Origin of the sequence: Actinopolyspora alba (genome assembly GCF_900112765.1) — a bacterium.
In the GTDB taxonomy this organism is placed as follows: domain Bacteria; phylum Actinomycetota; class Actinomycetes; order Mycobacteriales; family Pseudonocardiaceae; genus Actinopolyspora; species Actinopolyspora alba.
The window spans coordinates 57,767-71,767 of record NZ_FOMZ01000003.1 but is presented as its reverse complement, the minus strand read 5'-3'; the positions used below and the strand labels follow the sequence as shown (position 1 = coordinate 71,767).

The 14,001-nt window shown below is 68.2% G+C and carries 13 protein-coding genes; 6 read left to right on the top strand and 7 right to left on the bottom strand.

Annotated elements, in window-relative coordinates; translation table 11 throughout:
- Window positions 1-7: 7 nt before the first annotated feature.
- The 4 genes from infB to rimP all read right to left on the bottom strand — a co-directional run bounded on the left by infB (window position 8) and on the right by rimP (window position 5,388).
- Window positions 8-3,262, bottom strand: a complete 3,255-nt coding sequence (gene infB, locus BM150_RS04915; RefSeq protein ID WP_092924555.1) for a translation initiation factor IF-2 — start codon at window positions 3,260-3,262, stop codon at window positions 8-10.
- Window positions 3,263-3,342: 80 nt separating this feature from the next.
- Window positions 3,343-3,786: a YlxR family protein gene (locus BM150_RS04910; protein WP_092924554.1), complete on the bottom strand. Its 444-nt coding sequence runs from the start codon at window positions 3,784-3,786 to the stop codon at window positions 3,343-3,345.
- Window positions 3,755-4,834 carry a transcription termination factor NusA gene (gene nusA, locus BM150_RS04905; protein ID WP_092924552.1) on the bottom strand — a complete coding sequence of 360 codons (1,080 nt, stop codon included), beginning with the start codon at window positions 4,832-4,834 and terminating at the stop codon, window positions 3,755-3,757. Before nusA ends, BM150_RS04910 begins: the two co-directional genes overlap by 32 nt.
- Window positions 4,831-5,388: a ribosome maturation factor RimP gene (gene rimP / locus BM150_RS04900; protein WP_092924550.1), complete on the bottom strand. Its 558-nt coding sequence runs from the start codon at window positions 5,386-5,388 to the stop codon at window positions 4,831-4,833. The genes nusA and rimP overlap by 4 nt, the downstream gene beginning before the upstream one ends.
- 299 nt (window positions 5,389-5,687) lie before the next feature.
- Between rimP and BM150_RS04895 the strand changes: the two genes are divergently transcribed.
- Both BM150_RS04895 and BM150_RS04890 read left to right on the top strand, forming a co-directional pair.
- Complete coding sequence (locus BM150_RS04895; protein WP_217641370.1) at window positions 5,688-6,146, top strand: hypothetical protein; 459 nt, start codon at window positions 5,688-5,690, stop codon at window positions 6,144-6,146.
- Window positions 6,143-6,595, top strand: coding sequence for a ferritin-like domain-containing protein (locus BM150_RS04890; protein WP_092924548.1), 453 nt, complete (start codon window positions 6,143-6,145; stop codon window positions 6,593-6,595). The genes BM150_RS04895 and BM150_RS04890 overlap by 4 nt, the downstream gene beginning before the upstream one ends.
- A gap of 182 nt (window positions 6,596-6,777) precedes the next feature.
- Here BM150_RS04890 and BM150_RS24660 read toward each other — a convergent pair whose 3' ends face one another.
- Window positions 6,778-7,428 (bottom strand): hypothetical protein, encoded by a 651-nt coding sequence (locus BM150_RS24660; protein WP_245755265.1) that lies wholly within the window; start codon window positions 7,426-7,428, stop codon window positions 6,778-6,780.
- Between the two features lie 423 nt (window positions 7,429-7,851).
- Entirely contained in the window at window positions 7,852-8,898 is a 1,047-nt protein-coding gene (locus tag BM150_RS04880; protein ID WP_092924544.1) for an aminotransferase class V-fold PLP-dependent enzyme, read from the bottom strand.
- A 136-nt stretch (window positions 8,899-9,034) separates the two neighbouring features.
- Here BM150_RS04880 and BM150_RS04875 point away from each other — a divergent pair, with 136 nt between their 5' ends.
- Window positions 9,035-9,445: a YjbQ family protein gene (locus BM150_RS04875; protein WP_092924542.1), complete on the top strand. Its 411-nt coding sequence runs from the start codon at window positions 9,035-9,037 to the stop codon at window positions 9,443-9,445.
- A 62-nt stretch (window positions 9,446-9,507) separates the two neighbouring features.
- Window positions 9,508-10,500 carry a DUF8017 domain-containing protein gene (locus tag BM150_RS04870; protein WP_245755264.1) on the top strand — a complete coding sequence of 331 codons (993 nt, stop codon included), beginning with the start codon at window positions 9,508-9,510 and terminating at the stop codon, window positions 10,498-10,500.
- A 144-nt stretch (window positions 10,501-10,644) separates the two neighbouring features.
- Here BM150_RS04870 and BM150_RS04865 read toward each other — a convergent pair whose 3' ends face one another.
- Window positions 10,645-12,393, bottom strand: coding sequence for a proline--tRNA ligase (locus BM150_RS04865; RefSeq protein WP_092924540.1), 1,749 nt, complete (start codon window positions 12,391-12,393; stop codon window positions 10,645-10,647).
- A 239-nt stretch (window positions 12,394-12,632) separates the two neighbouring features.
- Between BM150_RS04865 and BM150_RS04860 the strand changes: the two genes are divergently transcribed.
- Both BM150_RS04860 and yaaA read left to right on the top strand, forming a co-directional pair.
- Window positions 12,633-12,905: an HC3 family zinc finger protein gene (locus BM150_RS04860; RefSeq protein ID WP_092924987.1), complete on the top strand. Its 273-nt coding sequence runs from the start codon at window positions 12,633-12,635 to the stop codon at window positions 12,903-12,905.
- Window positions 12,906-13,129: 224 nt separating this feature from the next.
- Entirely contained in the window at window positions 13,130-13,870 is a 741-nt protein-coding gene (gene yaaA, locus BM150_RS04855; RefSeq protein WP_092924538.1) for a peroxide stress protein YaaA, read from the top strand.
- The last annotated feature ends 131 nt before the right edge of the window (window positions 13,871-14,001 follow it).

Here is a 14,001-nt window from a genome sequence, read left to right as displayed (position 1 = left end):
CGAGGTCTCAGATGCGCGGCTTCTCCTGCATCTCGTAGGCCTCGATGATGTCGCTCTCCTTGATGTCCGAGTACGACCCCAGGGTCATACCGCACTCGAAGCCCTCGCGGACCTCGGTGGAGTCATCCTTGAACCGTTTGAGCGAGCTGATCGTGAGGTTCTCCGCCACGACCACGCTGTCCCGCAACAACCGGGCCTTGGAGTTACGCCGCACGATGCCGTTGAGCACCATGGAACCGGCGATGGTGCCGACCTTGGAGGACTTGAACACCTCGCGCACCTCGGCCCTGCCGAGCTGCACCTCTTCGTACTCGGGCTTGAGCATGCCCTTGAGGGCCTGCTCGATGTCCTCGATGGCGCGGTAGATGACCGAGTAGTACCGGATCTCCACACCCTCGCGGTTGGCGACCTCGGCCGCCTTGCCCTCCGCTCGGACGTTGAACCCGAGAACGATGGTGTTCTCCGCCGTGGCGAGGTTGATGTCGCTCTCGTTGATGCCACCCACGCCGCGGTGAATCACCCGCAGCTCGACCTCGTCACCGACCTCGATCTTGTTCAGGGACTCCTCCAGCGCCTCGACGGTACCGGAGTTGTCACCCTTGATGATCAGGTTGAGCTGGTTGGTCTCCTGCAGGACCTTGTCCAGGTCCTCGAGGCTCACGCGCTTGCGCTTGGCGGCGTTCTGCGCCTCGCGAATCCTGGCGGCACGGCGATCCGCGATCTGCCTAGCCACCCGGTCCTCGTTGACCATGAGGAAGGTGTCACCGGCACCGGGAACCGAGGTGAATCCTACGACCTGGACCGGTTGCGACGGCTTGGCCTCGGTGACGTCCTGATCATGCTCGTTGATCATCCGACGTACCCGGCCGTGCGCCCCACCGGCCACGATCGAGTCCCCGATCCGCAGCGTGCCGCGCTGCACCAGCACGGACGCCACCGGGCCACGACCGCGGTCGAGATGCGCCTCGATCGCCACACCCTGGGCCTGCATGTTCGGATTGGCCCGCAGGTCGAGGGTGGCGTCCGCCGTGAGCAGGATCGACTCGAGCAGTCCCTCGATGTTCTGCCCCTGCTTGGCGGAGATCTCCACGAACATGGTCTCGCCGCCGTACTCCTCGGCGACCAGGCTGTACTCGGTGAGCTGCTGCTTGATGCGGTCCGGATCGGCACCCGGAACGTCGATCTTGTTGATAGCCACCACGATCGGCACGCTCGCCGCCTGGGCGTGGTTGATCGCCTCGACGGTCTGCGGCATCACGCCGTCGTCGGCCGCCACAACCAGCACGGCGATGTCGGTGGACTTCGCACCCCGAGCACGCATGGCGGTGAACGCCTCGTGACCGGGAGTGTCGATGAAGGTGACCGGACGGTCCTGGCCCGCCAGCTCGGTCTGCACCTGATAAGCACCGATGTGCTGGGTGATTCCGCCTGCCTCGCCCTCCTGGACGTTCGACTTGCGGATGGTGTCCAGCAACCTCGTCTTACCGTGATCGACGTGTCCCATAACGGTCACGACCGGCGGACGCGACACCAACTCGTCGCTGCTGCTGCCGGGGTCACCGAAACTGAGATCGAAGGATTCGAGCAGCTCCCGATCCTCGTCCTCGGGGCTGACCATCTCGATCTTGTAGTTCATCTCCTGGCCGAGCAGTTCGAGCACCTCGTCGGAGACGGACTGCGTGGCGGTGACCATCTCGCCGAGATGGAACATCGCCTGCACCAGCGAAGCCGGGTTGGCGTTGATCTTCTCGGCGAAGTCGGTCAACGAGGCGCCCCGGCGCAGCCGCAGCGGCTCGCCGTTACCACGCGGCAGGCGCACACCGCCGACCGAGGGCGCCTGCATGTTGTCCATGTACTCCTGGCGCTTCTGGCGCTTGGACTTGCGCCCGCGACGGGACGGACCGCCCGGCTTGCCGAAGGCGCCGGCCGTGCCACCACGACCGCCGCCCGGACCGCCACCGGGCCGTCCCCGGAAGCCACCGCCGCTGCCGCTACGGCCACCGCCGGGACCGCCGCCGGGACCGCCACCGCTCGGCGGACCACCACGGCCACCACCGGGGCCACCGGGGCCACCACCGGCCGGAGCGTTGCCACCACGGCCGCGACCACGGCCACCACCGGGGCCACCACGACCGCCGCCACCGGAACCACTTCCGGCGCCACCACCGGGTTTGGGTGCCCGCGAGGGCATCATGCCCGGATTCGGACGCGGCGGCATCATGCCGGGATTCGGCTTGGCAGCATCTTCACCGCGCTGGTTGCTCTTGGCCGCGGGGGTCTGCTGCTGGCCCTGTCCCGAGCCCTGCTGCTGACCGCCCTGCTTCTCCGGGCGCTGGCCGCCACCCTGCTTGTCGGGACGCTGACCGCCGCCCTGCTTCTCCGGACGCTGGCCGCCCTGTCCCTGACCGCCTCGGCCGGACTGACGCTGGCCGCCGGAACCGCCCTGGCCGCCCTGCTTTCCGCCGGAGCCGCCGCGTTGTCCCGGGGAACCGCTGCCGACGCCGAACGGGTTGTTGCCGACCCGCGGCGAGCGCGGTCCCGGCTTGGGAGCCTGCGGCTTGGGCGGCACTACGCTGCCGTCACTGCTTTCACCGCCGGCCTGCTGCTGTTGTTGTTTGTCCGAAGGACGCGGACCGGGCTTGGGGACATTGCGCGGTCCGGGCTTGGGAGCCTGACGTTCGCTCTTCGCCGACCCGTCCTGGCCGGAACCGGCCTGGGCCTGCTTGTTCGACTTGTCAGCCGGAGCCTGCTGCGCCCCGTTCCCCTGACCGCTCGAGTCGGCGCCCTTGGCCTGCTCCTCCCGGGAACCGGTCTCGTCCCGGAACTCGGCAGCGGGCGGCCGCGACCGTTGCGAGTCGGCACCGTCGCCGGACCGCTCCGAGTCCGCCTCGGCCGCGGGCTTCGCCTCCGGAGGCCCCGGCTTCGGGCCGGGCTTGGGCCGCGGACCGGGCTTGGGAATTCGCGAGTCCGTCTTGTCGGAACCGGAGCGCGACGTGCTCTGTTCGGACTGGGCCTTGGTGTCCTGCCCGTTCGTCTTGTTCTCCGACTTCGACTGCGTAGCGGTACTACCGTTGTCCGCTGCTGCCGCGGCGGACTTGTCCGCCTTGGTGAACGCGTCGCGCAACCTGCGTGCCACAGGTGCTTCCACCGTCGACGACGCGGACTTCACATACTCACCCTGGTCGGCGAGTTTGTTGAGTACGTCCTTGCTTGTAACGCCGAGCTCCTTGGCGAGCTCGTGCACGCGGGCCTTACCTGCCACTGCTCTCCTCATCTGGTGAGGTCGGGCGGCAGACCCGCTCGACCTCGTCCTACTGCCGGTGCGCGTTCATGGCTTCAGCTTCACGGCTGATTCATGACGGGTCGACCTGCTTCCTTTAACTGCCTGGTACGGGAAAAACCCGTGTTGGCTTGCTCGTGAGCAACCTGCTCCACATAGGCCTGCACTGTTGTGCTGTCGAGTTGTCCTCGCACGCGCAGTGCGCGTGGAAAGGCCCGACGCCGTTCGGCCGAACGTAGACACGCGGGATCGGGGTGCAACCAAGCACCCCGTCCCGAAATCCTGCGCCCGGGATCGGGGACGGCCTCACGACCGTCCTCGGCCACCACTCGCAGCAGATCGGAAGCCCACGTTCGGGTGCGACAACCGATACACGTTCGGATCGGTTCGTGAGTTCCACCACGGCTACCGGTCGATCGTGTACGAATTCTCGCCCCCTCGCGCTGAGCCACCTGTGATTCTAACCCGTAGTTCTCACTCCGCCGAACCCACGGTCGGCAGATCATTCACCTGGGAGACGAAACCCTCCACACCCGGGGGTTCGGCATCCGGATGCCCCGCGGTCGTGGCGGGCGAACTCGGATCGGCATCGCTGCGAATGTCGATGCGCCATCCCGTCAGCCGAGCCGCCAACCTGGCGTTCTGGCCCTCCTTGCCGATCGCCAACGACAGCTGGAAATCCGGCACGATTACCCGTGCCGTCTTCGCTCGTTCGTCGACGACCTCCACCGATACTACCTTAGCCGGTGAAAGCGAGTTACCCACGAAAGTCGCCGGATCGTCGGAGTAGTCGATGATGTCGATCTTCTCCTGGCCGAGCTCGTTCATCACGTTGCGCACCCGGGCGCCCATCGGACCGATGCAGGCCCCCTTGGCGTTGACCCCCTCGACCGTCGACCGCACGGCGATCTTGGAGCGATGCCCGGCCTCCCTGGCCACCGAGGGGATCTCCACGGTCCCGTCGGCGATCTCGGGGACCTCCAGGGCGAACAGCCTGCGGACCAGGTTCGGGTGGGTGCGCGAGAGGGTGATCTGCGTACCGTGCACCGTGCGGGAAACGCCTACCACGTAGGACTTGATCCGGCTGCCGTGCTCGTAGCGTTCCCCCGGAACCTGCTCCGCCGCCGGGATGACGCCCTCGCTGTCACCGACCTCCACCACGATCATGCCTCGGGAGTTGGCCCTGGCGTCGCGCTGGATGACGCCGCCCAGGACCTCGCCCTCCTTGGTGGAGAACTCACCGAAGGTCTTCTCGTGCTCGGCGTCCCGCAGCCGTTGCACGATCACCTGGCGCGCCGTGGTGGCAGCGATCCTGCCGAACCCTTCCGGCGTGTCGTCCCATTCCTCGGCGACCTCTCCCTCCGGCGTGAGACTGTGAGCAATCACACGCACCACGCCGGTCTTGCGGTCCACTTCGACCCTGGCGTGCGGTTGGTGCCCCTCGGTGTGGCGATAGGCCGTCAGCAGGGCCGACTCGATGGCCTGAAGGACCGTCTCGAATGGGATGTCCTTGTCGCGTTCGATCGCCCGCAGCGCGGCGATGTCGACGTTCACCTCGACTCCTCCGTGTCATTTCCGTCGCCGCCGTCGTCCGCGGCAACGTCCGCGGCCCGATCGAGCTTGACCAATTCCTCCGCCGGTGGCTGCTGGAACTCAACCTCGACCACCGCGCGCTCGATGTCACCGTAAATCAACCGACGAACACGACCACCGGCCAGAACCAGCACACCGTCCTCGGCCGCGGGGCCGACCCTACCGAGCAGCTCCTCACCGCCGACCGTTCTGATCCTGGCAAGCCTGTTGCGAGCACGGTGCCAGTGCCGCTGTTTGGTCAGCGGACGATCGACACCGGGCGAGGTGACCTCGAGGTCGTATGGCCCCGCGAGCACGTGTTCGTGCTCGTCGAGAACCTTGGACAGGGCTCTGCTGACATCGGCGATGTCATCGAGCGCCACCCCCTCGTCGGCATCTATGATCACTTTGACCAGCCGCCGGCGACCGGCTCGCTGCACGTCGAGTTCCTCGAGGTCGTATCCCACCTCCGCTACGGCCTGCGAAACGGTGGGCGTCAGGCGCGCGACTATCTCGTCCCGCGGCGGGCTGGACACGTTTGCACTCCAAAAAGTTCGCGGCGGCTGAAATTGTCCGGTGCGGGCAACGCCGGATGATTTTCCTACGAACCGACGTAACCCGCTTCGCGGGGCTGCGAAGCCCCACGGTCGTGACGCACCGACGGTGACCGTGGTATTCCAGGGTATCGCGTCCGACCACTGACGAGCGCGGCGTACGGCGAACCGATAACGACACGATCACGGGACCACGGGCGACCGGTCACCGCCGGCGGCTGGCAATATATGTGACCGTGGATTTTCCTCCCCGCATCGGCCGCGACGCCCCCGCCGGAAACGTGGACCGACGCACTCTGCTGCGCCTTTCGGCACTGGCCACGTTGTCACCGGTGTTGCTGAGCTGTTCCGGTTCCGCGGAACCGGACCCTGACCCGCTGGTCGAGCTCGCCGAGACGGCACGGGCCGACGCGGAGCTGGCACGAGCCACGGCCGAGAGCCACCCCGACCTCGCCGAGAGCGCGCGGCTCGTCGCGAACGCACGCGAGGAACACGCCGGGGAGCTGAGACGCGAGATCGATCGCCTGACGGGTGGTGGTTCCACGACGACGAGCACCGCCCCCGCCGAGCGGCAGGGCACCGCGGCGGGGTCCGAGCAGGCCGCGGAACGTCTGCGGGCCGCGCTGCGCGAGGCACAGCGGCAGGCGGCCCGGACCGTTCCCGAACTGTCCGGCTACCGGGCGGGGCTCGCGGGGTCCGTCTCGGCCGGATGCGCGGGTCTGCGGGAGGTCGTGGCATGAGTTCGACGGAACTCTCCGGAACGAGCGAACAGGCAGCGCGGAAAGCGCTGGAGGCAGAGCACGCGGCGGTGTGGCTCTACGGGCTGGCAACGGCCTTCACGGAGGATCCGAAGGTGAGATCGGGGATCGACGAGGGCGCGGCTGCACACCGCGAGCATCGCGATCGCACCCGACGGTTGCTGCGCGCCGCGGGTGTCGCGCCGCCCTCGGCCGAACCGGCGTACCGTCCGCCGAAAACCGTCACGGACCAGAGCTCGGCGCTGCGCGCGTTGCTCGCGGCCGAGCAGGACTGTTCCGTCGGTTGGTTGGCGGTGCTGGAGCGCTCGACGACCCGGCAGCTGAGTGAGCTGGCGCTGACCTGCCTGACCGATGCCGCCACCCGGGCGACGCGGTGGCGGTCGCGGCTGGGAATCGAACCGAGCGCTCCCGCGTTTCCCGGACGGGAATAGCCGAACGGAGCGGGTGCTCGGGAATCTCCGGACCGGCTCCGGGACGAACAACGGTCCTCCGGCGAACCGAACGCGGGCCCGTGGCACGCGCTCGGTGTCACACCCGCTCCGGAAGTCACCCGCGAAACCGGCACCGCTCCCCGACCCCGCGTCTGCTGGTCCGCAGCTGGGCGACGAACTGGTCAACCGGGGTTTTTGTCCTGGTATCCGCCGAGTTTCAGGGCTTCGGTGGTGACGCTCTTGAGCCTGCCGTCATCACTGTCGCTGCGCCCGAAGTAGGACGACTCGCCGATGACGACCAGGCGCTGCCGCTGCATCGAGTCGTACCCGTAGTCGTGTGACAGGCTCGGGTACTTCTCCGGCATGTCGCGCCCCGCCGTGACGAGGTCCTCGATGTTGCCGGTGGCGTTGCGGGTCGCCATCCGCTCCAGCCGCTCGGCGTTGTCGACCTCGGGCATGAGCACGGTGACCACCGAGGTCAGCACCCGCTCCCCGTTGTCCAGCTGTGTGGTGTACAGCGCACGGGTGAGGTGCTCGCAGGGGTTGTCGGCGAAGAATTCCGCGATCTTGCCCGTCGAATGCTCCGCACAGTTGTCGGGCTCGTCGTTGAGTCGACGTTCGAAGTCGTAGGCGGTCTGCGGTTTCCCGGCGTCCTGGGTGGAGTCCTCGGAGGTGCCGGGGGGCGCGCTCGGTTTGATCATCACCCACAGCAGTCCGGACACCACCGAAATCGCGCAGAGCAGCAACGCACGTTTGGCCCACCCCAGCGGAGTGATGCCGCCACCGCCACCTCCGGAGCCGGATGAACCGCCTCCGACAGGGCTGTTCGGCACGTCCGCGCCGAAGCCCGCGTACCCGGGATTTCCCCGTGACGGATCGGACGGTGGGGAAACCTGGCCGGCTCCCGGTACCGGCCCGGACGGCGCCGGGCCCGGAGGCTGGGCCCCCTGGGAGTGCTGCGGGTGCGAAGGCTGGGACCGGGGGTGCTGGGGCTGCCCGTGATCGCCCCGCTCGGGTGGGGGAAACGTCGGTCGGGTGCGTTCCTCGCCGGATCCTTCCGAACGATCCTGTCCATGCCACGCCGGTGTTGCTCGTTCGGGTGACCCCCCGTGGCCGCCGCGGACAGCATTGAGTGGCGCGGTGTCCCCGCGCTCGAAGTTTTGCTGCGACCCCGTCATCTGTTCGGGTGCACCGTGGTGATCCGACACGGGCACCTACCGTAGCGGGTAACGATCGGGCAGAGAACAGCACATCAACTACGACGGAAAAGCGGAGCCGGATCGGAGCACGTCCAGGAGCGCCCGAACGTCCTCCGCCGTGTTGTAGAGGTGGAAAGCCACCCGGATCCTGTCGTCCCGCTCGGAGAACCGAACACCGGCCTCACGCAGCCGTGACACGGCTTCGGGCGCCTCGAAGGAGACTATGGGCGAATCGGGTTCGGCCAGCCCCAGCTCCGAGCACAACGACCCGGCCAGCCCGAGGCAGTGCTCGCGGATCGCGGCCCTGTCCAGTCCGACCAGCCAGCGCAGCGAGGCCGCCGCTCCCAGCTGTGCGAACCAGTCCGGCGAGGAGTCCAGCGAACGCGCGTCACTCGCCAGCCGCAGCGGCAGACCGTAGATGCTCTGCCACGGGTCCTCCCCCGCGTACCAGTTCGCGCCGTGCGGACGTGGCCACGGTGTTCCCGTGCCGACTGCCAGCCAGGCCGCACCGCGCGGCGTGAGCAGCCATTTGTAGCCGCATCCCACGACCCAGTCCGCCCAGTCCAGCTCCAACGGCATCCAGCCCGCCGCCTGAGTCACGTCGAGCAGCACCCGAACACCGTGTCGCTCGGCGAGCGCGCGTAGTCGGTCGGTGTCCATCACCGCGCCGTCGGCGGACTGCACCACGCTGACGGCGACCACGTCGTGATCCGGCAGGGAGTCGAACAACCGGTCCGGGTCGACCTCGGTCACCCGCACGCCACGGTCGTGTTGTGCGGCGAACGGAAACACCACGCTCGTGAACTCCCGTCGGACCACCAGCACGCTGCTGTTGTCGGGCAGCCCCGCCGCCACCGAACCCACCAGTTGTCCCACCGAACCGCCGGTGGCCACCCGTTCGGAGGAAACGCCCACCAGTCGAGCGAAGTCCCGCCGTGCCGAAGCCACGAACTCGTCGAACTCGTTGGCTGCGAGTCGACCAGCTCGCCACCTGTCGATCACCGCGGACACGGCGTCGGCCGCGAAAGCGGGCGGAACCCCGATGCTCGCGGTGTTGAGATAACCGGTCGGGACCTCGAAGCTCGCACCGAACGACTCGCGCATGGCGGAACGATACCGCGACGAGGAGGGGTGGTGATCGCATCGAGAACCGCCCGGCTTTGCCGACCCCGGTACGACAGCGGGCCACCGCCCCCGCGCCATCCGACCGAATCGCCGGGGAGGTCCTAGACTGCCCGGTATGCACAGCGAAGAGGTCGAGATACGCACCGGGGGTCGCGAAGTGGTGCGCGATCTCAGCACCGAGTGCGAGAAGTTCCTGCGCGGAGCCGGAGGGGACGAGGGTCTGCTGCACCTCTGGGTCCCCCACGCCACGGCGGGAATCGCGGTCATCGAAACCGGGGCCGGCAGCGACGAGGACCTGCTCACCGCGCTGCGCGAACTGCTCCCGGCTGACGACCGTTGGCGACATCGGCACGGCTCGTACGGCCACGGACGTGACCACGTGCTTCCCGCTTTCGTGGCGCCCTTCGTCTCGGTACCGGTGCTCGGGGGGCGCATGGCGCTGGGAACGTGGCAGTCGGTGTGCCTGGTGGACACCAACACCGACAACCCGACGCGTCGGATCCGGATGAGTTTCCTCCGAGGCTGAACGGAACGGTCCCGTCTGCGGTGGCGGACCGTCCCGGACCCGTGAACGGTAATCTTCCCGGTGTGACGCAACCACCCGGTGGGCCGTACGACAACACGTCCGGCCAATCAGGATTCGGTCCGCGAGGCGGACAGCAGTATCCACAGTGGCCGCCCCACTCCGGTGGTTACTCCGGCAGGTGGTCGACGGATTCCAGTTCCAGTCCGTACGGCTGGCAGTCCGATTCCAACCGCTCGGGGATCCCCGGGGAGTCCGTCTACCGCGGCTTCGGCACGTTCGACGAACCCGCCCGTGGCGGGAACCGCCGGAGAACCCGCTGGGGGGTGGTTACCGGGCTCACGCTCGCCGCCCTGTTGCTGGCGAGTGCGATCACCATCAGCATCCACTACGGAACCGCCTCCTCGCCGTCCGGCGGTAACGTCGCCGCGGACGAGGAGCGATCCTCGACGACCGCCCGGACCGCCCCTCCGGCGCCGGAACCGGAGATCGACGGCTGGCAGGTGGGCTACAACGAGCGGAGCCGGTTCGCCTACGACGTACCGCGGGACTGGAGCGTACTGCCGTCCGAGCGGAGCTACACGATTTCCGGTGTGCCGAACGTGACCTTCCACGGCCTCGTGGACGGCCCCTCGTACCGGTGCGGCGACCGTACGCTGGTAGCCGGTCGGGTGGTGAGCGCGTTGGTGGAAGACGAAAAGCCGATGTCGAAGACCGCCGAGGGACTCTTCGAGGAAGCCGTAACCGACTTCTACGCCACCAACGGAGTCGATCCGGACGTCTCGTTCGAACCGGCGGAACCACGTGAGACCACGGTGGAGGGATTCGACGCGGTCCGGCTGTCGGGCACGGTGACGCTGGGGGGCGAGCGTTCGGGGGACGGGAAAACCGGGTGTCTTCCCGAGAAGGCCACGATGGCGACACTGGTGGTACAGGCCCGGGAACACTACGTGGTGCTGGTGGCGAGCGCGGACAGCGAACGGCCCGCCTCGGCACCGAGCGCTCCCGGCGAGAAGGTCGTGCCCCGCATCGTCGACTCGGCGCGGACGGTGCGCTGAGCGGCGGATGGGCTCAGCGGCGGATGGCAGGCCACCGCCGAGAATCGATTCGCCACCACCGCACGGCGATGTCGCGTTCCCCGATGAACAGGCGGGTGTTCCGCCCAGGCGAGAGCTCGCCGGAGCGGAACACCACCGCGCTGATCAGCCGCGCAGCAGACCGACCAGATGCCCCACGATCCGGTCGGTGGCGATCTCGGTGCGCTCCCCACCGGCGCGGTCCTTGACCTCGACCACACCGTTGGACAGCCCCTTGCCGACCACGAGGATCGTCGGGACACCGACCAGCTCCGCGTCGGCGAACTTGACCCCTGGTGAGGCGTTCCGGTCGTCGAGAATCACGCTGATACCGGCACCGTCCAACTCGGCGGAGATCCGTTCCGCCTCGGTGGCCAGGCTCTCGTCCTTGCCCGCGATCACCACGTGCACGTCGGCGGGGGCGACCTCCCTGGGCCAGACCAGACCGAGCTCGTCGTTGTGCTGCTCGGCGATGGCCGCGACCAGACGGGAAACCCCGACGCCGTAGGAGCCCATGGTGACCCGCTTCGGTTTCCCGTCCTGCCCGAGCGCGTCCAGCGAGATGGCGTCGGTGTACTTGCGACCCAGCTGGAAGATGTGCCCGATCTCGATACCGCGGGCGGAGCGCAGTACGCCGCGTCCGTCCGGTGAGGGGTCTCCCTCCCTGACCTCGGCCGCCTCGATCGTTCCGTCCGGGGTGAAGTCACGGCCGCAGACCAGATCGACCACGTGGTGGTCGGGCTTGTCGGCACCGGTGGCCCAGGCGGTTCCCCGGACCACCCGGGGATCGACGAGGTAGCGCACCTCGTTGTCACGCAGTGCCAGCGGACCGACGTACCCCTTGACCAGGAACGGGTTCGCCTCGAAATCGGCCTCGTCGAGCAGGGCCACCTCCAGGGGCTCCAGGGCGGCCTCGAGTCGCTTCATGTCGACCTCGCGGTCGCCGGGCACACCCACCGCTAGCAGCTCCCACTCCTCGGCACCGGGAGCACGGGTCTTCACCAGCACGTTCTTGAGCGTGTCCGCGGCGGTGAAGGTGCGTTGCCCGCTCTCGGAGTTGAGGAACTCCACCAGGGTCTCGATGGTCGGGGTGTCCGGGGTGTGGTGAATCTCCGCCGGGGGGTGATCCTCGATCCTCCCCTCGGGGGGCGCCGGGGTCGTGACGGCTTCGACGTTGGCCGCGTAGTCGGACTCACTGCTGCGCACGAAGGTGTCCTCGCCCGTGGCACACTCCGCCAGGAACTCCTCGGAGGCCGAGCCACCCATGGCACCGGAGGTCGCCGACACCACGGTGTAGTCGAGTTCGAGCCGGTCGAACAGCCGCACGTAGGCCTGCCGGTGGAGCTGGTAGGACCGCAGGAGTTGTTCGTCGTCGAGGTCGAAGGAGTAGGAGTCCTTCATCACGAACTCCCTGCCGCGAAGAATCCCGGCGCGGGGTCGTTCCTCGTCGCGGTACTTCGTCTGGATCTGGTAGAGGATGACGGGGAAGTCGCGGTAGGAGTTGTACTCCCCCTTGACCGTCTGCGCGAACAGTTCCTCGTGAGTGGGACCGAGCAGGTAGTCACCGTTCTTCCGGTCCTTGAGCCGGAACATGTTCGGCCCGTACTCCGTCCAGCGACCGGTGGCCTCGTAGGGTTCCTTCGGCAGCAGTGCGGGCAGGTGGATCTCCTGGGCACCGATGGCGTCCATTTCCTCACGTACCGCCCGCTCGATGTTGCGCAGCACCCGCAACCCCAACGGCAGCCAGGAATAGATGCCCGGCGCCACCCGACGTACGTATCCGGCGCGCACGAGCAGGCGGTGACTCGGCACCTCCGCCTCGGCCGGATCCTCCCGCAGGGTACGCAGGAACAACGTGGACATCCTCGTGATCACGGCTGCGCGCTCCTTTACGCCCGGCGTTCTCCTCGCGTGTTACGGGGCAGCGTAGCTGTCGGGACCACGGTCAGTGGCGAGTCCCCTCCCGGAGGGGAGCCACCGCCCGAAAGGTCCGGAGTACGGGACGCGAGTCCCACGATCGGAGCACAGCGACGGATCTTCGCACGCTCGCCACGCGTGGGTGTGGCTCAATTGTTCCGCACTTCGAGCGAACCGAACACACGATGGGAGCTGTGATGAGCTCGGAAGACGACGACGGCCCCCTGTTCTGGCATCCGGCACGGCAGCTGGACGGGAAACGCCACGCGATCCGGCAAGATCGCCCGCCGAGGGGATGGTCGAAGGTCCGGACGCTGTGCGGCTCGCTGCTGGACCCCGCTCCCGTGAGTTCCACGGAGTGGTTGCTGTATCCGACCTGCCGAGCGTGCTGGGACAGCGTGGTTCGTAGGCAGGTACCGGACTTTCCCTGCGCGGCCCCCGAGGGGGACCAACCGCCCGAGGAGGGCTGAGGGAACGCGGAACGGCGGCGCCGCGCGGTTGCCCGGTTGCCCGTTCGGTCGGGGCGGTCAGCGCCGAAAAGGTACACGCACGCGACCCGGCCACCAGTGGAAACGACCACGAGAACCGGGTCCACGAAGTCCTGCTACTAGGCTGCGGTGGACCCCACGGGCCTCTTTCACCTCTCCGGCCCCCTCCGAACCACAGGCTCACACGGAAAGGATCCCGATTTCACGTGTTGGTGTTGCTTCCCCCGTCCGAAACCAAGTCGAACGGCGGTGACGGAGCGCCGCTGCGGCTCGAATCGCTGTCGTTCGGGGAGCTCAACCCGGTGCGGGAACGGCTGGCCGAAGCCCTGACCGAGCTGGCGTCGGACACCGATGCCAGTCTGCGGGCCCTCGGACTGTCCGAGCGGATGTCGGGCGAGGTCGCGCGCAACGCCACGCTGTGGAACTCCCCGACCGCGCCGGCGCTGGAGCGCTACACCGGAGTGCTCTACGAGGCGCTGGAGATCGGTTCGATGTCGGAGGTCGAGCGGTCCCGTGCCGACAACCGGTTGGCGGTCGCCTCGGCGTTGTTCGGCATGGTCCGGGGCGGGGACCCGATACCCGGTTACCGGCTTTCGGCGAACTCGGCCCTGCCCGGAGTCGGCCGACTGCACACCGTGTGGCGCCCCGCGCTGGAGCCGGTGCTGGCCGCCGAACGGGCACCGGTAGTGGATCTGCGTTCCGGGGCCTACGCCGCGCTGGCGAGAACGCACGGTGCTGTGGCGGTAAGCGTGGTCACCGAACTCGCGGACGGCTCGCGCAAGACCGTGAGCCATCACAACAAGGCCTACAAGGGACGGCTGGCGCGCGCACTGGCATGTGCCGAGGAGGAGCCCAGCGATCTCGACTCGATAGCGGTGGTGGCGGAAAAAGCCGGGATCAGGGTGGAACGCGCGGGCGAACGAGCACTGCGCGTGATCGCGGACTGACGAGGACCGTGCTGGTCACCGGCAACGTCGCCGCACCCGAAGTGGGATAGGATCACCCCGTCGCGTCCGGTCGGTGAGCAGTGCGGTGTGTTCGCCTCGCCCGTCGACCGGGAGAAGCGAGGCGCAGCGCC

What these genes read in the sequence shown, in the direction of transcription:
- BM150_RS04910 (WP_092924554.1), bottom strand. Translation starts at nt 3,786, where the DNA reads ATGATCTGCCGACCGTGGGTTCGGCGGAGTGAGAACTACGGGTTAGAA.
- BM150_RS04890 (WP_092924548.1), top strand. Translation starts at nt 6,143, where the DNA reads ATGAGTTCGACGGAACTCTCCGGAACGAGCGAACAGGCAGCGCGGAAA.
- BM150_RS04880 (WP_092924544.1), bottom strand. Translation starts at nt 8,898, where the DNA reads ATGCGCGAGTCGTTCGGTGCGAGCTTCGAGGTCCCGACCGGTTATCTC.
- BM150_RS04875 (WP_092924542.1), top strand. Translation starts at nt 9,035, where the DNA reads ATGCACAGCGAAGAGGTCGAGATACGCACCGGGGGTCGCGAAGTGGTG.
- BM150_RS04860 (WP_092924987.1), top strand. Translation starts at nt 12,633, where the DNA reads ATGAGCTCGGAAGACGACGACGGCCCCCTGTTCTGGCATCCGGCACGG.